Raw genomic sequence first — 17,060 nt, forward strand, 5'->3', positions numbered from 1 at the left:
TACCGGAAAACATTATGGCCCATCCTGGAAAAGAAATACTCATCGCGGTTTCAGGAAGCATCGCAGCTTACAAGGCCTGTGAGCTTGTGCGCAATCTTACGAAAGAAGGATATCCGGTGAGCGTGATTATGACGGCCCATGCGACCGAGTTTATCGGACCGATTACCTTTGAAGCGATGACCGGAAAGAAAGTCCGGATCGACGAATACGAGCAAGGAATGGCTCATATCGATGCGAAGAATTCCGCCGCTGTGATTGCCGTAGTTCCGGCCACTGCGAATATCATCGGGAAAATGGCGAACGGAATTGCGGACGATCTTGTAACTTCCACCTACCTTGCAGCGAATTGTCCGGTAATCGTCGCTCCCGCGATGAATCCGTTTATGTATTCTCACCCCGCGGTTCAAAGAAATTTAAAACGCCTTGCGGAAGACGGGGTGATTCTTGCGGATCCTTCCGAAGGTGTTGTAGTCTGTGGAGACGAAGGTTACGGAAAGTTGGCCGACATTTCCGCGATTCAAAAGTTGATTTTGGACGTTTACAAAAGAAATTCTTAGATAAAGGTAAGAGATTGGGATTTTCCAAAGCTATTATCACTTCCGGGCCGACTCGAGAATGGATCGATCCGGTCCGTTATATTTCGAATGCTTCTTCCGGTAAGATGGGTTTTCACATTGCCGAAGAAGTAGCTCTCTGGATTCCCGAAGTTGTTTATATTCACGGTCAGGTTTTGGACGACTATAAAAGTCCGAAAGGAACGAAGAAGATTGCCGCTGAAACGACTTCCGATATGTGTGACGCGGTCCTGAGTGAGTTGGCAGAGGGCACGATTTTGATTATGGCGGCCGCTCCGGCGGACTTCCGACCATCTCGGAGCAATGAATCCAAGATTAAAAAGGAAGATGGTAGTGAAACCATTCTCTTGGAATTAGTTAAGAACCCGGACATTCTGAAAACCGTTAGTTCTAAGATACAAAAAGAAGAAATTACGGGTTGTTGTTTGGTCGGTTTTGCCGCGGAGACGGATTCTTTGGAAGATCACGCGCAGGGAAAACTCAAAAGTAAGAATTTGGACTATATCGTTGGGAATTATGTAGGGAAAAATCAGAAAGGCTTTGGAGAAGTGGATACGACCGTGATTATTTTTTCTTCGTCGGGAAAAATGACGGAAATCGGTCCTTTTTCGAAAGAAGTGATTTCTCAGAAGATCGTGGGGTTTTTAAAAGGGGAGGCCGAGAAATCTTCGTGAGATCCTAGTTTAGGTCGGAACTACGGCTTGAAAGAGGGATTTCGGTTGAACGAAACCTTCCTTCAAACCAACCCGGCTAATTTTTCCTGGTCTTGAGCAAGGAGAATAACGGATTCACAGTATGTTTCCCAATCGGTTCTGCCGGAAGCAAAGTCGAGATAAATGGATTCCAATAAAAGAAAAAACATAAATCACCTCTTTCCTATAGAATCGAACAGAACTTGGAATTTCCTTGAGTTCTTTTTCTTGCCGAAGATAATAGGGAAGTTCTTTAAGTATTAAATATGTCTCTCGCGCTTTCCGAATCCAAGATCCGGAATCTAAAACAAAGCTTAGAATCCTCTAAAATTCCTTTTAGGTCGGAAGTCCGTCTCGGAATTTTGTCTTCATTTAAAATCGGCGGCACTTGTCCGGTTGTCATAGAACCGGAAAATTCGGCGCAAGTATTGGAAGCGCTTCATAACTTTCATAAATTCGAAATACCTTGGAAAATCCTTGGGGGTGGTTCCAACATTTTGATTTCGGATCATCCGGATAACTTCGTAACTTTGAGATTATCGGGAAAATTTAAAGAGTTCGAATCCAAGGGTGATGGACGGTTCCGCATCGGGGCCGCTACGAACACTACCCCGACGTTTCGCCAAATCTCGCAATTGGGTTTCACCGGGGCCGAGTTTCTAAGCACGATACCAGGGTGGACGGGTGGAGCTGTCATTCAAAATGCAGGGTGTTACGGCGGGGAACTTTTTGATTTGATTCAATCAGTTGAATTCTTAAGAGGAAATGAAGTTTTAGTTCGTAAACCTTCCGAAATTCAACATGGATATCGACACACGGAATTTCTAAAAGAAAAGAACTCGATCATCTTAGGGATAGAGATTCTTCTTAAAGAAGGAAATATAGAGGAGATTGAAGACTCACTGAAGGATAAACGCGATCGAAGGAATTCTTCTCAACCCGAAAATAAAAAAAGCGCCGGTTCTGTTTTTAAGAATCCAAAAATTTTTCGGGAAGACGGAAAAGAAATCAAAGCGTGGGAATTGATCGACCGGGCTGGTTTGCGAGGAGAAACGCGAGGAGGTGCACAAATATCTCCCGAACATTGTAATTTTATCGTTAACGTCGGAACAGCGACTGCTTCTGATGTAAATTATTTGGTAGAACTGGTTTTGGACAAGGTATTCAAAACTTCCGGAGTTATATTAAACCGAGAGATCGAATATTTCGGCGACATTCCGTGATTCTTTCGGAATTCCGACCAACATTACCCATTCACAGAAAAATCCTAATCCTTAGACGCATACATAGAAAGATCAGCTTCGTGAATTAACTCATCCAGTTTTTGAAGTGAACCGACGGACATTCCCCAAGTAAAATTGTAGGGAGGATTGTGATCTTTGCATTTTCTAATCAATACCGACATCGCTTCATGGAATCTCGTTTGGGTCTGTGTAATTTTCTCTTTGTTTTCGTGTTGGACCAGGATTAAGAATTCATCCCCACCGATTCGAAATATTTTGTCAGTTCCCCGGATCACATATCGAAGAATATTAGCGAAATGGCAAAGAACCAAGTCCCCTGTTTTATGACCATAGGAATCGTTAATTACCTTGAAATCATTCAAATCTAAAAGCGCAACTAATGCAAGATGGTCTTCCATCCGTCTACCGGACCATTCTTCCTTTAGATGATTCAATTTGTTTCTATTAAAAACTCCCGTGAGAGCATCGCGAAAAGCAAGAACTTTCGTTTCTTCATATTGATTCGAATGAACTAACGAAATTGCAGTGAAGTCGGCAATCGTTTGCAGAATCACCAAGTCCTCTGGAGAAAAAGAAGAACCATCGAATCGGTTCACGAGCTCGATTACTCCGTGAACTTGACCTCTAAAGATCATCGGGACAGCGATAATCGTTTTCGTTTCGAATCCGGTTCGCTCATCGACCTTTCTAGAAAATCGCGGATCGTTTCTGGCGTTTTCCACAAAAACGGGACATTTCGTTTGAACAACGGAGCCAGCAATTCCTTCTCCAGACTTTAAGCGAATATTTTTAATTCGCTCGAGTTCAAGACCTTCGGCAATCAGAAAAAACAATTCTTCAGAACTTTCATCGTATCTCATAAGACTCCAGTTCTCAGGGCTGAAGAATAAGCGCACTTCTTCCATGACAGCATCTAAGATCTCTTGCTGTTCGAGTGATGAAGTAATAATTTTACCGATCGAAGAATACAGTTTGATCAGCTCAGGTTTTGTATCTTTTAAGGTCATAACGAATTCTATTTCTTTAGACGAATCCATGGTTTGTTTGCCATTTTAGCGTAAGTTTTTATTTTAAGAAACAAAACCACTATATAGCAAGAGATTTCTAAAAAAAATCAGTATATTTTTATTTTATTAGGAATCAATGATCAGTTCAAAGACAATTTGTTGATTTTTGACCGAAAAACTTTGTAGCAGACTTGTTATTCTGCATTTCGTTTTATCAATTCTTTGATCTAAGAATTCCTTTATAGTCGATTTGCGCATTTCCAAAGCCATCAAGAGGACGAATGTTTTACACATAGACGTCCCCAAATATCTTCCGAGGGTTCGGAGTTCCGCCCAGTCTTGTCCGTTCGGTCGAAATGATATTCGCATTAAACCTAATGACTTCGATTGATATGATACTCTTTCTCGTTTATGAGGTTTTTGATTTTTTAAGATCTCAAATTTATAACTTTGAAGAAGATTTTTTAGATAGTTTGCTAAATTTCTATTTTGATGAATTTTTTTGAGAGCATACGAATAGAATTTAGCCGGGATGTAAACATCTGCAGTAAATCTTCCATTTGAAGTTTGTAATTCTCTGCTGTGTTGGAATTTCGGGAAACGTATCTTTTTACCGTTCATATCCGAAGCGGTTCCAAGACCTATTTCCGGAGAACGGTAAAAAAGCGATTTTTTTGTGAAAGCAGGAATTTTTGTACCAGCTTAATCACCGGAATTCCGACCACTAAAGATCCAGGATCAGCCGAACTCGCTCTTCCAGCCCGCGAACCCGATCTAGATACAAAGCATCAACGGAACAAGCCAACACCAAACTATGCAAAAGATCCACACAAAGAGAAAGTTTTTCTTCCTTCCTTCGAATCCTTTCGTTCCGTTCAAAAGCAACTTCGAGTAATTTACGGTATTGACTTCCATATCTTTCTGTGTATTCGTTCTGTAAATTAACGGGGGCAGAGTAAATCAGACTAAAGGGCAATCTCGCTTTGTCCGGATATTCTTTTGCCGTTTCAGCAACCGCTTTAAAGATCGAAATCACTTCAATATGAAGGCCTTGATCGCGAACGACTCTTCTTCTAATCTCGTTGAGAATGAGAAGATGGGTCGCAATCAACGCCTTTCTAAAAAGATTTTCTTTAGAATGAAAATGATGATAAATGCTCGGCTGTTCTAAACCACACTCTTTGCTAATTTCTCTCAGGGATGTTCCGTGAAAACCTTTTCTAGAAAACGCGATTGCCGCTCCCTCCAAAATCCTTTCACGGGAATTTTTATAGTCTCTATTTAAGGGATATAGAGGACTTCCGTCTTTTCTTAACACTTGCTTGGTAACTCCGGCTTTATGGATCTTTTTCTATGGATGATCCTAAAGCTTTTTTTCAAATATCTTAATATTCTATCCTTCAAACGTCAAAATTCTTTTTTGAAAACCTCAAAATAATTTCGAGTATCGTTAGGGAGAATAGAAGGAGAGGGTCCGAAGCCCGGATTGTTTTGATTCGGATTATATTGACCTTTGTTGTCTTTCTTATTATTGTTTGCCTGATAACTTACCAAGGTGCTGAATAGAAGTTCAAAATTCGCAACATTTAATGTAGAATCTTCTAAAGTAATTTCTACTAAGAAGTGATTTCCCGAACTCGTGTAGTCAAATTCGTAAAAGAAGACTGGATCGGCATAAGCGGAAAAGATCGGAGCGATTTTCCTGTCTTTTTTGTCGCTTCTATAAATCTGGACAAGGAAAGAATGTGCCGAGTCGTCGTGCGCGAGTCCTATTCCCAGTTTGTAATTTTGTGTTCCTTCTTCTTGGATAGAAGGAAGATGAATTTTATAAATAACTGAGTTTCCTTTAAAGACGGCACCGTTGAATTGATGCTTTTTTTCGACGTTGTATCCTGAGTCTCTAAGATTTCTCCTGACTTCTTCCAGATATGCCTTGAGATCCCTTCGTTCGTCTGCCGGTTTTCCGACCACCGACGTTCCAGCCGGGGTCTTATCCTGAGGCTCAATGGAATTCGAAATCGAAAAGATAATTAAAAGGAGGAGGAATGGGACAATTTTATCGAATTTGGAAACGGATTCGTTCATTTGATTCTCTTCCTACGTAGTGTAGTCGAGGATATACTTGATGAAAAGATTTTTTTATTCCTTTATCTTCCCCTTTTGTTTTTTTCCGATTCGCCGACATATAAAATAGAAACACCAATTCGGCGGAATTTCATGAAATTTAAGATCCTTCTTCCCCTTGTCCTATTAACGTTCACAAACTGCGTTTCGAATTCGAAATACGACTCGTTGCTCAAAGCGTACGAAGAATCCAAATTGGATAACCAAAGAATTCTCGGCGAAAAGGAAGGTCTCTCCCGTTCTTTGGACGAATTAAAACGAATTCAGGAAGAATCCGAACAAAGAATCCAGGAATACAAAGGATTGATGGCAACGTTCCGTTCGCTGATCGATGCGGGTAAACTTAAGATCAAAATTATCGACGGAAGAATGGTGGTCGTTCTTTCTTCCGATATTTTGTTTCCCGTTGGTTCTGCATTTTTATCCCCGTCGGGAACGGCGGCTATTCGAGAAGTCACCGGCCTTCTCGCATCTCTTGAGGGAAAACGTTTTCAGATCGAAGGGCATACGGACGATACTCCGACCGGTATTAAAGGTTATACGAACTGGGAACTGGCGTCATCTAGGGCTTTGAACGTTTTGCATACGATGGTCAAGGCGGGAATGCCCGAGGTAAGAATCAGCGCCGCAAGCATGGGAGCTTCACGACCTGCGGTTCCGAATACTTCTCCCGAAAACCGCGCGGCTAACAGGAGAATCGAAATCGTGATCGTTCCGGATCTGAGTAATCTTCCCGGAATGGAAGAACTGAAGAAATACTCCAATTGATTCCTTTCCGTGAATATTATAAAAATTGAATTTAGGTGAAGGTATAAGCCCAGTAGATCAGCAAAAGCTGAATGGGTAATCTTAACAATAGAGCCCACTTCGGAGGATCGGTCTTTCTTCTCGATTGATAGTGATATAGATTGGCGGGGAATACCGCTATGAGAAGAAGGATCACTCCCCAGGCGCCGATTTGTCTCGTTTCGGGAAAAAGCAACATTCCTCCCAGCGCGATTTCCACTACGCCGCTGAAATAAACGACGAACTTGGGATAGGGAACGTAAGGAGGCATGATTCTTAGATAAAATTTGGGTAATACGAAGTGCATTACTCCCGCAAAGATATAAAGAACCGCCATTGTATAAAGGCTGATCACGGATGTTTCCGGCATAATTGTTTCCTTTTTAAGAGTTAAAGATTATACCAGATCAACAAGAAATCGGATTTAAAAAATTTCAAACCGTCCTTTTTGCCCTTCCTCGGAAACGGCTTCTTTGTTTTCGGATTTTAATCCGAAATCCGGCGATTCGAAGAGAATGAATCTGCTTCTGACGAAATTCTTCCCTTTTAAAAAAGTCCTTCTGAGTAAGGAAACGGTTCGAAGTTAAATTCATAGGCAACATTCTCCTTGCCCTGGAATTACTCGGTCATCATAGGAAAGTTCGATAAAGTACAAGAAAAAAAAGTATCCGTCCGAAATTTTTTTACGTTTCGTTACTCAGGATAGATTTTCGTTTTTAAATTTCTCTTTCCTCCGTATTTAAAAATCGAAGGCTCGAAAACATGGATCTAGATAAACGGCTTAAAGACGTGATGACGACGAGGATCATTACCATAAATATAAATGACACGGTCGCAAGGATCGGCTCAATATTCGACAAACTGGAATTTAACCACCTTTTGGTGATCGACGACCAAAAGAATTTGATCGGTGTTATTTCCGATCGGGATTATTTGAAAACGATCAGTCCTTTTGCCGGAACGAGAATGGAAAGAATACAAGATACGCAGACTTTGACGAGGACGGCGTCGCATATCATGAGTTCCTTTTTAATTACGGTTCAGGAAGAACAAAACGTTCGGTACGCCGTGGAACTGATGCTCCGTTATAAGATTTCCTGTCTTCCGGTAATGAATTCTAAGAATGAAATTGCCGGTATCGTGACATCAAGGGATATATTGAACGAAATTTTGAAGGGTCCGGCCGGGTTAAACCCTTGATTCGGCGATTCTAAGAACGCCTATTCTTTCCTTCGGTTTATTCGAAAGATAATCCATAGAAATCGAATATTCGGAATATATGTTTTCTAAAGTTTCCGAGACTTTTTCCCAAGTGCATTCGATCGCTTTCTTTCTCGCTTTTGCGGCGACCTTTTTTCTTAATCCGGGATTATTGGAGAGAAAACTAGTCATATCGATAAATTCCTGTTCTTTACCAAAGCGAGGAAGAAGAGCGGAAGTTCCGTGCTCTAAGTAGGAACCCGCCGCCGCATATTGATAAGCGACCAACGGTAAACCGCTCGCCATCGCCTCCAAAACGACGTTTCCGAACGTTTCCGTCATACTTGGAAAAAGGAATAAATCTCCGGAAGCATAATGTTTTGCTAATTCTTCACCTTTCTTTAAACCGCAGAAAATCAAATCAGGATTCTTCTTTTCCAGAGTTTCGCGGAGCGGTCCTTCGCCGACTAGAACCATTCTTGCGTTCGGAATCGTTTCTTGGATTTTACGAAACGATTGTACCGCAAGCTCTATGTTTTTTTCCGCCGCGATTCTTCCCACATAGAGCGCGACAAGTTGATCTTGCGTCGCTCCCCATTCTTTTCTAAGGGAAGAATCCCTTTTGGATGGATGAAATAAATTCGCATCGATCCCTCTCGATACGATTCTTACGTTCTCGTACCCTTGTTTTAAAAGATGATCGACCAAGTCTTGCGAAGGAGTTAAGGTGATCGCCGTACGATTGTGAAGTCGTCTTAGATAATTCCCCACAAGTTTGCCCGCAAATCCTACCTTGTAGTATTCCGTGTAAGAATGAAAGTTCGTTCTGAAATCGCTGACCACCGGAATTCCTAGATCCTTTGCGGCGCGAACGGCGGACCAACCGAGCGGTCCTTCGGTGACTACGTGAACGATATCGGGTTTTTCCTTTTTGAAATGTCGCTTTAATATCCGTTTTGCGGGAAAGCCGAAACGCATATCGGAATACATCGGAATCCTGCATCCGGCCATAAGAACCTCGGTATATCCTTTTCGATTGTGATTCGAATCATTCAACCCTTGTCTTGGACGGAAAAGAAGAATGTCGTGACCTCTCTCCACGAGATCATGTACCATCTTGTGAAGCGTTTTTGCGACACCGTTGATTTCGGGATAATACGTTTCCGTGATCACCGCGATTCGAAAGATTCTTTTTCCTGGAATCGAAGCGGGTTGGAATGGTTGAAGTTCGGAGTCGGGTCTCATGCCCGGAGATGGTACCGGGCGGCGGTGAGATTCCCATTAAAGGAATATTAAATTTTCGTTACAGAGTCGAAATTCATCGAAAGAGATATTCTTTAATTCTTCTTTCCTTTGGAAGGTTTCGCGGGAGCGTTCTTCTTATTTTGGATCTCGTCCCATTTTTCTTTCAGCCAAATTCCGGATTCCTTCGTTTTTCCGTCGACGAATTTAACGAGATACGGTTTCCCGGATACGCTCGACTTGGATCCGATATGTTCTATAAAATCCGGTATGGTTTGGATTCGTCCGCCTGCGGAGTTCAGTTTTCTTTCCATGTGTTCTCTCGCTTCTTTCGGATCGTGTTCGGTCCCGTTGCGTACGAACTTGCAGGCGCAGGATTCAAGCGAACTCATCAATAGATCGAGGTCGTTCCGAAAATCCGAGTTTCCTTCGGCGAAAACGGATAAGGACAACAGAAGGATGATAAAGTAGATTCGATTTTTTCTCATAGATTCAATTTCCTGAATATTCTTTTCTAAAATTCGATCCGGGTAAACAAAGCGAGATGAAACGTGCGGAATTCATACGTTTATCCGTTATCCTTGAACGACGAACCTCGAAACGCGCGTTGAAATTTTCAAAACGAAAACGAAATTTCTTTTCGGTTTCGAAAAACATTCTATAAGCGCTGCAGTTCTTCCAAAGCGTCCTCCAAACGGTCGTCCCCCCAGAATAATTCCTCGCCGATCACGAAACTAGGAGCCCCGAAAATCCCGAGTTCGACGGCTCTTTCGGTTTGTTTACGAAGAAGATTTTTCACTTCTTCCTTTTGCGTGTCTTCGATAATTTTCGTACCATCGAGCTTCAGTTCGTCCAAAATGGGAATCAGAATTTCCGGTTTGGAAATGTCCGAGTCCTTCGCAAAATTAGCGCTGAACGTGTTTCTAATAAAAGAAGAAATCCACGGCGCTTCCGAATTCGCGACAGCAACTCTAGAGGCAAGCAGACCGTTTCTCGGAAATTGCGAAGGCATTTCGAACGGAATTCCGTATTTGCGGCTTCTCCGCTCCAGGTCCTTCCACATATACTTTCCCTTGGAAGGATATATGTTAAAGGGAGAATCGTTCCAACCCTGTTCCTTAAAGATCGGTCCCAATAGAAACGGTCTCCAGAGAATTTGAATTTCTTTATTTTTGAGAAGGCTTTCGATTCTAATTGCGGAAAGATAGGAATAAGTGCTCGCAAACTCGAAAAAGAATTCAATTTTTTGCATATAGTTTCGACCTTTCGTTTTAAAAATTACGGTTCCCATGTCGATCGAAAGAAGGACCAGATGTCCTCCGCCGTATCGAGTTCGTATGTGGGAGTTCCGAGCGAACCTACGAAGGGAATTTTTCTTTCGATCCCGGGCCAATTGTGACCGCCTCCGATCACCTTGTAAAGACGAACGGAGGTTTTTCCTTTGCACTGATCGTAGGAACGGATTTCCAGTTTCGTATTATCGTCTTTAGCGTCCCGAGTTTCCAGCTTCGGATTTTTAGAACAGGAGTTCCAAGCGAGCCAACGATTCACGGAATCTTCCACGCTGAGAATTTGGCCCCCGTCTCTCACATAACCTCCGTAATACGGAACCGTGGGATCGTCCGTTCCGTTGATAAACGCCACGGAAACGTTTCCCTGCGGTTCGAAGTTTTTTAATACGAACTCGGAAATTTGAGAGGCCACGCTGACTCCCGCCCGAAAGCGCTTCGATTTTTCGATCAACATTCTTTGCGTCATAAAGCCGCCGTTCGAATGGCCTACTATAAAGATCCGATCGTTTGCGATCGGAAAAAGTTCGGAAAGATGATCGATGAGTTTTTCCAAAAAGAGAACGTCGTCTATTTTCTCCCGGTCTGCGGGTGTCGCTCCCCGTCCATCGGCCCAGCTTCGATTGTATCCGTCCGGATATGCTACGAAAAAACCTTCCCTGTCGGAAACTGCGTTGAACTTGGAATCTTCCAGAATATTTTTTCCGTTTCCGAGTCGTCCGTGAAGTACAAGAATCAACGGAAGTTTTTGCCGATCGCCGATCGGTTGTTTGGGAACGTGAAACCAATAATTTCGCGTTTTTCCGTTTATGACGATGTTTTCATACGTGGAACCGTCCTTCAGAGGAATTTGGTTTCCGCGCAAAAACCTGCAATCGGAGATTCCGATCCAGATCAGATATATTATAATTTTAGAATATATAAAACGGTTTCTCATTGTTTTTCGAATTCCTCGATCGAGTTCAGCAGATTTTTTTCGAAACTGGAAGAAGGCCAAAAAAAGGGAGAAAGCGGAAGGACCAAAATTCCTCGCCATTGATCCAGCGTTAGATGATGGACGGATTCTTTCGGTTGTTTCGATTTTTCCGAGATGCGATATATGATTCTGTGCTCGGTCCGATTGTAATACGGAACGATTCCCAAAGTGAAGAGGCTGGCGAAAAAATTCAGGACGTGAATCGTCCGGTAACTGTAGAAAGGTTTTTGTTCTTCGAGAATGATTTCCAGAAGCAGGTCGGCCGCTTCGTCCTCTTGAAATCCTTTTTCCAAAAGATTCTTTTTGATATGAAACATTTCGGAATTGTAAAGAGAAAATCCGGTGAATTCGAAACGGACTTTTTTGTCCTTCGGAAGCGCGTTTCCGTTTTGGACGATTTCGGTAGGATTGGTAAAACCGGCGCAAAAGTTAAACGTTAAAATACAAAAGAATATTATAAATTTTTGATTCATTTAATAAATCGACCTCGAATCGGATAGAAACTTCCTCGTATAAAGCGAATAAGCGGATTCGATTTCCTCGCCGTCGTCGATGAACGTCAAACCGAGTGAAATCCATCCGAAAGAATGGACGCTATCGATCGAATACGAGTATTCTCCGATCTTTTGATTCCATTTCCAAACGCGGAAGGTGATCTTGTCCTCGGACTTCTGTAAGATCGGTACGATGAAAAAAGTCTGAATCGCAAGAATTCGATTGAGAAGATACAGAGAAAAGGGCCACGGCTTTTTCTCCACCATCCAAGAAACGGGTTGCGGTTGTTCTCCGAATAAAAGACCGAGACGCGGAGATGATTCCAGAATGATCTGAATCTTAATCTCGGAATCGGTTTTCGTATGAAGCGAAATTCGTTTAAACCGATTGGAAAGATGAAGCGTTCGCAAAATTTCCGAAGCGAGTTTTTTACTGGAATCCTCCTGCCAACCGATGAGTTCGTACGTCACTTCCGCTTCGATTTGGGAAGAATCCTTCGGCGTGATCGGAAGCGAATTGCCGGTAAGAAATACGGAACAACCTTGCAGAAAAAGGAAGCAGAAGGATAGAAGAATGATTCTCGACATTGATAGTAAGATCGGAAGTTTCCGTTTAAGATCAAGCCGGAATTGAGGCGGAATGATTAGAGGAGATTTCCCCAAGGATCGATTTGATGATCCACCGCATACAATCCGGGTGCGACCAGCTTTCCTTTTTTGGATTGATCCGCCATTCCCAAAGTCGCGGAGGCGAGTTGTCCGATAATCGCGTCCATTCCTTCCGTCGGAACCCCGTAGAATAAAAAGTTAATCGGACTCAAGTCGCTTAACAAAAAGAACGTCTTTTCGATTTCTTTCCCGTCTTTTGAAACGTTGAACGTTACCTTACCGCCTTGATCGATTCCCGATTGCGGATCCAAGATACGATCGAATTCCAAGCGCGCCGGATAACCTCCGATCTTTTTGTCTTCGGAAAACGAAAGTTCGTCGAGCCAGTGAATCAAATCTGTGTATTCCGCGGTTTTGGTCGAACCCGAGGCGATTAGGATTTTCGATTTCGTTCCGTTCAGAATCAGATCTTCGAAATGTTCTTTTTTGAAAATCGAAATGCCCACGACTCCGAGAATCAGATCTCTGGAAAGAAATTCTTCCCTTGCGATTTCGTCTATCGTTCGATAATCGAAATTACCCGGTTCGGAAACTTTTAAATCGACTTGAACCAAATCCTGATTCGTATCGTGAAGTCGTGATCGCAGATATTTGCACAAGAACGTCCCGATGTTTCCCTTTGCTCCGAGAATCAGGATCTTTCTCGAAGATAAAATCATTCCTTGTCCGTTTAAAATGGACTCGATCGCGCTGAGAATGGAATACGCGACTTCTTTGGATTCTTCCCTTACCTTTTGGTTCGAGATCGCGATGGAGAACGCCGGTAAAAAGAGTTTTTGATTTTTGTCCTCAACGTTTTTGAGTCGATCGTAACCGTTTCGCGTATGTTCCACCGATCCGATCAAGGTTTGGGATAGGAAGTCCGCGACTTTCAATTTCGGCGTCGCGCGGTTTACGGAATATTCTTTGCAGAGAAACTCGACGTCCTTTCCCGCGATCGCGAATTCGTTGAAGAACGGCGCGATATAACCGCCGTCTTCCACTAAGATCGCTTTTTCCTTTTTTTCGTACGAATCCAAAAGTAGATTTAAGAAGAGATGTCCCGAAAGAAGTTTCATCGCGTCGAAGAAGCCGAGCTTTTCCTCTTCCAAACGGTCGTACAAATTTTTGAGTTTCGAAGAATCGCTGTAAAGCGGCGATACGGAATAATAGATTTTGTTTTTGGGTCCGACTTTGAGTTGAAGTCCGGACATATAAAAATGATCCGTGGGAACGTCCAAAAGAACGTCCAAATATGCGGAAGGAACCACTCCGCCGTATTTTACGAAGGCGACGGTGAGTCGTCGGGAGCCGAGTCTGCGAAAGGTTTCGATCAACGCGACGATTTCGGACGTGATATGGTGTATTAGAAAAACGTTAAATCCCGTTAAATCGAAGTCGTGATTTTCTTGGTTCGCGATTTTTTCCAGGATCGGCATCCGCTTGAGATAATGATTCAGATCGAGGGTCGTCCGTTTTGTGTTGAAGCTGAAGTTCAACACGCGGTCCAAACGCGAAAGGTCGATATAAACTCCGGTTTCGTCCGTAAGTCGAACGAGAACGGTAAAACCTTCTTTGAGATGTTTTGTTATTTCATGATCTTCTAATACAAGAAAGATTTTTTTAAACAAGGGAAGAGCTTCGATCGGATCGGTTTTGACGATCTCATCGGAAAACCGTTTATCCCAGAAAACGCTGATCTGATCCAACTTTCCGAGGGGGGTTTTTTCGATTTGTTCGAATACGCGGGAAAAGGAACGATTCTCCTCCACGTAAAATTTTTCTCCTCTTTGCGCCGCGCTGAGAATTCCGTTGTTGATCGCTTCGGCGATTTTCGTGCTTCCCGCTATAAAGATTCTGGAACCGATATCGTCCACAACAACGTGCGGCACTGCGGTAAGATCGATGTTGGCTCGATCGTAATTTTCCACCGTTAAGCGAAAGAAGAATTCTCCTGGTTCCTTTTGATTGGGAACCCGTTCCAGGATGAATTGATAGTCGATGTTTTCGTTGGGGCTCGCGTGATGAAAGGGAAACACGAGCGCGTAGATTTTGCAGTTCGCCGGATCTTCTCCGTAAAATTCGGGATGTATTTTTTTCGCCCAAACCTGTCTTTGAAACGTTCCGAATACGGTTCTTAAATGATCCTGAAATTCTTCCTTAAAAAGAAGGACGTCCTTTAAAACTCCGGCTCTTGCGTAAATTTGAATATAACCGATATGTAAATTCAGAAGTTCGCTGTTTATATTCGGGTTGATCTTGTAAAAGATCGTTACGTCTCCGATTCCGTTTTGGACTTGTTCGAAAACTTCTTCGCCTAGGGTTCTGGAAAGAATGGAAAGGCCCGTAAAGATACGGAGGTTTCTGAGATCGAGATCCCAAATTCCTTCCTTGCCTTCCTTCAGATTCGATCCGAGGGAGGTTTCCAATTCTCTCGGAGATGAAGAGTTAGGCATGTTCGATCACTACTTTGATGGCTTCGGGCGTATGAGCCTTCGTGAACGCTTCGGGAAGATGATCCGGAGAATACGAATGAGTCACCATATTCTTTTCCAAAGCGTCGGAAACCTTTTTGTTTTCCTGAAGCAGTTTGATCGCCAGGTGGAAATCTCCGCATCGGGAAGAATGGATCGATTTATTCGCATTCAAAAATTCTAATAAAGAATTTCCTTTCGATTCTCCTTTGAAAAGGATCGCGCTGCGAGGACGGATCAGCGAATTTTCGTGTCGTGGGTTCGGGCGTATGAGAAGATCGATTTCCTCCGCGGTTCCCGCGATTCCCAGGTCGAAACGGGGAACGCGTCCTTGAAAGTCGGGCGATTCCAGAATCTTCTCCGCTTCTTCGACGCTTCCGTAATATGTTTTAAAATGAGAAGGCAGATTCAATTTACCGACGCTCGGGGAGACGTAAACCGTTTGGTTTTTGCGATTCTCCTTTTCCCAATGAAAGTTCAGATTTTCTTCGCTGAATTTCAAAACGGAAAGTTCGTCTACCACGAGTTCGGTGAGTTTTTTGACTCCGAACACTTCCTGGCCGTTCGTCGTCTTGAGATGCAATTCTCTATTAGAAAGTTTTAATGCGGTTTCGAATCCGGAGGTCGTACTGGTCGTATCGTAGACGATCGCGAAACGATCTTTGAGAGATTTAATACTTTCCTTTCTTAGATCGATCGCTTCGTCCGCTCCGAGATTGAGGGAAAGTTTGAGAAGATGATCGTGTCTCGCAAGCGCCGTAATTTTGAATTTGATTCCGGAAGAGGCGCGAAAGGCGTCTAACGCGGCTATGACGAGGCTGCCCAATCTTCTGGGGCCGAGAACGGCTACGTTGTCTCCGTTCTTGGGCGGGGAAGCGATGACCGCTTGCAAAGACGCTGCGAACGGTTCGATGAGAACCGCGGTTTTATCGGGAAGATTTTGAAACGGGATCGCCGCGTTTTGCGGGGCCAAAATATAAGGACCGAATCCTCCGGGCAATCGATCGATTCCGAGAACTTTTCGTTCGGGGCTGTGGGACGGAATTCCTTCTTCGCAAAATTCGTCGGAAGGAACTTCTCCTCTTGCTTCGTATGTGTCGTTGATTTCGACCACGTATTTTTGTTTGATTCCGTTGTTCGCTTCCACGTCTTCCGCGATCACTTCGTGTCCGATCACTTGCGGAAGCGGGAAGGGAAGAAATCTTCGGGAAAGATCGGTGGAACAAACTCCGCAGAGTTTCGATTTAAGAAGTTTATAACCGGGGCCGAGATGCAGATATTCCTTTCCGTTTCTGGAAATGTCCCAACCTTTTTCCAGGCTTCCTTCGAACTGATAATCGGCTTTTTCAAACGTGTCGTCCGAACGATAGTCCATGGCTTCGAATTGGATTTTCATACATCACCCTTGGTTTAGACAAAGAATCTTGGAATTTCGGTCAGTGTAGAATTCGTAGGGATTCCGACAAATCCATTCTCATCGATTGGAAAATACGATTTTGCCCTTTCTCCAGACTTGAAACTGTCCCGGCTCGCAGATCGTCCATTCTTCGTTGGAAGTGAGAGGTCGAGTCGCGATCACTGTGACGATATCTCCGGGTGTTGTGACTTTTCGAAAGTCCACGCTGAGGTCCGCGTCGACAAGCCGGGCTTTTCCAAACGGAGATTTTCGGGTGATCCAGGAAAGTTTGGTCGAACAGAACGCGTAGAGATTTTTTGAATCGCTGAGAAGGATATTGGAAACCCCTTTTTGATGGAGTTCCGTCATCAGTTGTCCGATCGTTCGGAAGAGTTCTGTCTCATTGCGGGGAGAATTTTTGAATTTCTTTTTGAGTTTGCCTAAAAGCCAACAGAACGCGTATTCGGAGTCCGTACTTCCGACCGGGAGAAAATCACCGAGGGATTCTTCCTTGATCTTTTTGAATTGTCCGTTGTGTGCAAAAGTCCAATAGGAACCCCAAAATTCCCGTACAAAGGGGTGTGTGTTTTTGAGTTCGACCTTGCCTCGGTTCGCTTTGCGGATATGGCTGATTACGGTTTCGCTTTTGATCGGAAGTTTTTGGACAAAGGCGGCGATTTTGGATTCTATCCCCGGTTCCGGATCATGGAAGACACGAAGTCCTTTCCCTTCGTAGAAGGCAATTCCCCAGCCGTCTTTATGAGGCCCGGTTTTTCCTCCTCTTAGAACGAGGCCGGTCAAACTGAAACAAATGTCTGTAGGAACATTGGCGCTCATACCGAGGAGTTCACACATGATTCTTCCTTTAAAAGTTTGTTTAATATATTAGAATATTTTTCGTAAAAACAGAATC

At 43.4% G+C, this 17,060-nt stretch carries 20 protein-coding genes; 5 read left to right on the forward strand and 15 right to left on the reverse strand.

The genetic code is table 11. From position 1 onward, the window contains the following. Positions 1–14 precede the first annotated feature (14 nt). Together LFX25_RS01710 and LFX25_RS01715 are read left to right on the forward strand one after the other, a co-directional pair. Positions 15–557: a phosphopantothenoylcysteine decarboxylase gene (locus tag LFX25_RS01710; RefSeq protein ID WP_238728590.1), complete on the forward strand. Its 543-nt coding sequence runs from the start codon at positions 15–17 to the stop codon at positions 555–557. A gap of 14 nt (positions 558–571) precedes the next feature. Beyond that, positions 572–1,249: a phosphopantothenoylcysteine decarboxylase gene (locus LFX25_RS01715; RefSeq protein ID WP_238728591.1), complete on the forward strand. Its 678-nt coding sequence runs from the start codon at positions 572–574 to the stop codon at positions 1,247–1,249. Positions 1,250–1,311: 62 nt separating this feature from the next. On the opposite strand, the gene LFX25_RS20795 is transcribed toward LFX25_RS01715, so the two are convergent. Beyond that, the gene (locus LFX25_RS20795) at positions 1,312–1,437 is read right to left on the reverse strand and encodes a hypothetical protein (RefSeq protein WP_010572808.1); all 126 of its coding nucleotides are present in this window, start codon (positions 1,435–1,437) and stop codon (positions 1,312–1,314) included. 96 nt (positions 1,438–1,533) lie between these two features. Here LFX25_RS20795 and murB point away from each other — a divergent pair, with 96 nt between their 5' ends. Continuing rightward, positions 1,534–2,490: a UDP-N-acetylmuramate dehydrogenase gene (gene murB / locus LFX25_RS01720; protein ID WP_238728592.1), complete on the forward strand. Its 957-nt coding sequence runs from the start codon at positions 1,534–1,536 to the stop codon at positions 2,488–2,490. Between the two features lie 44 nt (positions 2,491–2,534). On the opposite strand, the gene LFX25_RS01725 is transcribed toward murB, so the two are convergent. The 4 genes from LFX25_RS01725 to LFX25_RS01740 all read right to left on the reverse strand — a co-directional run bounded on the left by LFX25_RS01725 (position 2,535) and on the right by LFX25_RS01740 (position 5,603). Further along, entirely contained in the window at positions 2,535–3,518 is a 984-nt protein-coding gene (locus LFX25_RS01725) for a sensor domain-containing diguanylate cyclase (RefSeq protein WP_238728593.1), read from the reverse strand. Between the two features lie 126 nt (positions 3,519–3,644). Further along, positions 3,645–4,139, reverse strand: coding sequence for a DUF1564 family protein (locus tag LFX25_RS01730; RefSeq protein WP_238728594.1), 495 nt, complete (start codon positions 4,137–4,139; stop codon positions 3,645–3,647). 103 nt (positions 4,140–4,242) lie between these two features. Continuing rightward, positions 4,243–4,836, reverse strand: coding sequence for a TetR/AcrR family transcriptional regulator (locus tag LFX25_RS01735; protein WP_238728595.1), 594 nt, complete (start codon positions 4,834–4,836; stop codon positions 4,243–4,245). A gap of 89 nt (positions 4,837–4,925) precedes the next feature. Further along, entirely contained in the window at positions 4,926–5,603 is a 678-nt protein-coding gene (locus tag LFX25_RS01740) for a hypothetical protein (RefSeq protein ID WP_238728596.1), read from the reverse strand. A gap of 132 nt (positions 5,604–5,735) precedes the next feature. Here LFX25_RS01740 and LFX25_RS01745 point away from each other — a divergent pair, with 132 nt between their 5' ends. Next, positions 5,736–6,410, forward strand: coding sequence for an OmpA/MotB family protein (locus tag LFX25_RS01745; protein ID WP_238728597.1), 675 nt, complete (start codon positions 5,736–5,738; stop codon positions 6,408–6,410). Positions 6,411–6,441: 31 nt separating this feature from the next. Here LFX25_RS01745 and LFX25_RS01750 read toward each other — a convergent pair whose 3' ends face one another. After that, positions 6,442–6,798, reverse strand: a complete 357-nt coding sequence (locus LFX25_RS01750; protein WP_238728598.1) for a DoxX family protein — start codon at positions 6,796–6,798, stop codon at positions 6,442–6,444. 392 nt (positions 6,799–7,190) lie between these two features. On the opposite strand from LFX25_RS01750, the gene LFX25_RS01755 reads away from it, so the two are divergent. Beyond that, positions 7,191–7,628 carry a CBS domain-containing protein gene (locus LFX25_RS01755; protein ID WP_238728599.1) on the forward strand — a complete coding sequence of 146 codons (438 nt, stop codon included), beginning with the start codon at positions 7,191–7,193 and terminating at the stop codon, positions 7,626–7,628. Here the strand turns inward: LFX25_RS01755 and LFX25_RS01760 are convergent. From LFX25_RS01760 to LFX25_RS01800, 9 genes are all read right to left on the reverse strand, one after another. Further along, the gene (locus LFX25_RS01760) at positions 7,617–8,873 is read right to left on the reverse strand and encodes a glycosyltransferase family 4 protein (protein WP_238728600.1); all 1,257 of its coding nucleotides are present in this window, start codon (positions 8,871–8,873) and stop codon (positions 7,617–7,619) included. The genes LFX25_RS01755 and LFX25_RS01760 overlap by 12 nt on opposite strands. Before the next feature lie 92 nt (positions 8,874–8,965). Then, positions 8,966–9,358 carry a YfeK family protein gene (locus LFX25_RS01765; RefSeq protein WP_238728601.1) on the reverse strand — a complete coding sequence of 131 codons (393 nt, stop codon included), beginning with the start codon at positions 9,356–9,358 and terminating at the stop codon, positions 8,966–8,968. Between the two features lie 170 nt (positions 9,359–9,528). Continuing rightward, positions 9,529–10,122, reverse strand: coding sequence for a 2-hydroxychromene-2-carboxylate isomerase (locus LFX25_RS01770; RefSeq protein WP_238728602.1), 594 nt, complete (start codon positions 10,120–10,122; stop codon positions 9,529–9,531). A gap of 26 nt (positions 10,123–10,148) precedes the next feature. Continuing rightward, positions 10,149–11,096, reverse strand: a complete 948-nt coding sequence (locus tag LFX25_RS01775; RefSeq protein WP_238728603.1) for an alpha/beta hydrolase family esterase — start codon at positions 11,094–11,096, stop codon at positions 10,149–10,151. Then, positions 11,093–11,608, reverse strand: coding sequence for a hypothetical protein (locus tag LFX25_RS01780; protein ID WP_238728604.1), 516 nt, complete (start codon positions 11,606–11,608; stop codon positions 11,093–11,095). The genes LFX25_RS01775 and LFX25_RS01780 overlap by 4 nt, the downstream gene beginning before the upstream one ends. Then, positions 11,609–12,217, reverse strand: coding sequence for a hypothetical protein (locus tag LFX25_RS01785; RefSeq protein WP_238728605.1), 609 nt, complete (start codon positions 12,215–12,217; stop codon positions 11,609–11,611). 56 nt (positions 12,218–12,273) lie between these two features. Further along, entirely contained in the window at positions 12,274–14,733 is a 2,460-nt protein-coding gene (locus LFX25_RS01790) for a hypothetical protein (protein WP_238728606.1), read from the reverse strand. Then, positions 14,726–16,147, reverse strand: coding sequence for an alcohol dehydrogenase catalytic domain-containing protein (locus LFX25_RS01795; RefSeq protein WP_238728607.1), 1,422 nt, complete (start codon positions 16,145–16,147; stop codon positions 14,726–14,728). Before LFX25_RS01795 ends, LFX25_RS01790 begins: the two co-directional genes overlap by 8 nt. Before the next feature lie 78 nt (positions 16,148–16,225). Then, on the reverse strand, positions 16,226–17,002 hold the full coding sequence (locus tag LFX25_RS01800; protein ID WP_238728608.1) for a class II glutamine amidotransferase: 777 nt from the start codon (positions 17,000–17,002) through the stop codon (positions 16,226–16,228). Between the last annotated feature and the right edge of the window lie 58 nt (positions 17,003–17,060).

The sequence above is a fragment of the Leptospira sanjuanensis genome (genome assembly GCF_022267325.1).
In the GTDB taxonomy this organism is placed as follows: Bacteria; Spirochaetota; Leptospiria; order Leptospirales; family Leptospiraceae; genus Leptospira; species Leptospira sanjuanensis.

Excerpts from the sequence above, each read along its gene's own strand:
- LFX25_RS01770 (WP_238728602.1), bottom strand. The coding sequence starts at position 10,122 with ATGCAAAAAATTGAATTCTTTTTCGAGTTTGCGAGCACTTATTCCTAT.
- LFX25_RS20795 (WP_010572808.1), bottom strand. The coding sequence starts at position 1,437 with ATGTTTTTTCTTTTATTGGAATCCATTTATCTCGACTTTGCTTCCGGC.
- LFX25_RS01755 (WP_238728599.1), top strand. The coding sequence starts at position 7,191 with ATGGATCTAGATAAACGGCTTAAAGACGTGATGACGACGAGGATCATT.
- LFX25_RS01730 (WP_238728594.1), bottom strand. The coding sequence starts at position 4,139 with ATGAACGGTAAAAAGATACGTTTCCCGAAATTCCAACACAGCAGAGAA.
- LFX25_RS01765 (WP_238728601.1), bottom strand. The coding sequence starts at position 9,358 with ATGAGAAAAAATCGAATCTACTTTATCATCCTTCTGTTGTCCTTATCC.
- LFX25_RS01800 (WP_238728608.1), bottom strand. The coding sequence starts at position 17,002 with ATGTGTGAACTCCTCGGTATGAGCGCCAATGTTCCTACAGACATTTGT.
- murB (WP_238728592.1), top strand. The coding sequence starts at position 1,534 with ATGTCTCTCGCGCTTTCCGAATCCAAGATCCGGAATCTAAAACAAAGC.
- LFX25_RS01725 (WP_238728593.1), bottom strand. The coding sequence starts at position 3,518 with ATGACCTTAAAAGATACAAAACCTGAGCTGATCAAACTGTATTCTTCG.
- LFX25_RS01745 (WP_238728597.1), top strand. The coding sequence starts at position 5,736 with ATGAAATTTAAGATCCTTCTTCCCCTTGTCCTATTAACGTTCACAAAC.
- LFX25_RS01785 (WP_238728605.1), bottom strand. The coding sequence starts at position 12,217 with ATGTCGAGAATCATTCTTCTATCCTTCTGCTTCCTTTTTCTGCAAGGT.
- LFX25_RS01790 (WP_238728606.1), bottom strand. The coding sequence starts at position 14,733 with ATGCCTAACTCTTCATCTCCGAGAGAATTGGAAACCTCCCTCGGATCG.
- LFX25_RS01740 (WP_238728596.1), bottom strand. The coding sequence starts at position 5,603 with ATGAACGAATCCGTTTCCAAATTCGATAAAATTGTCCCATTCCTCCTC.
- LFX25_RS01750 (WP_238728598.1), bottom strand. The coding sequence starts at position 6,798 with ATGCCGGAAACATCCGTGATCAGCCTTTATACAATGGCGGTTCTTTAT.
- LFX25_RS01775 (WP_238728603.1), bottom strand. The coding sequence starts at position 11,096 with ATGAGAAACCGTTTTATATATTCTAAAATTATAATATATCTGATCTGG.
- LFX25_RS01780 (WP_238728604.1), bottom strand. The coding sequence starts at position 11,608 with ATGAATCAAAAATTTATAATATTCTTTTGTATTTTAACGTTTAACTTT.
- LFX25_RS01760 (WP_238728600.1), bottom strand. The coding sequence starts at position 8,873 with ATGAGACCCGACTCCGAACTTCAACCATTCCAACCCGCTTCGATTCCA.
- LFX25_RS01710 (WP_238728590.1), top strand. The coding sequence starts at position 15 with ATGGCCCATCCTGGAAAAGAAATACTCATCGCGGTTTCAGGAAGCATC.
- LFX25_RS01795 (WP_238728607.1), bottom strand. The coding sequence starts at position 16,147 with ATGAAAATCCAATTCGAAGCCATGGACTATCGTTCGGACGACACGTTT.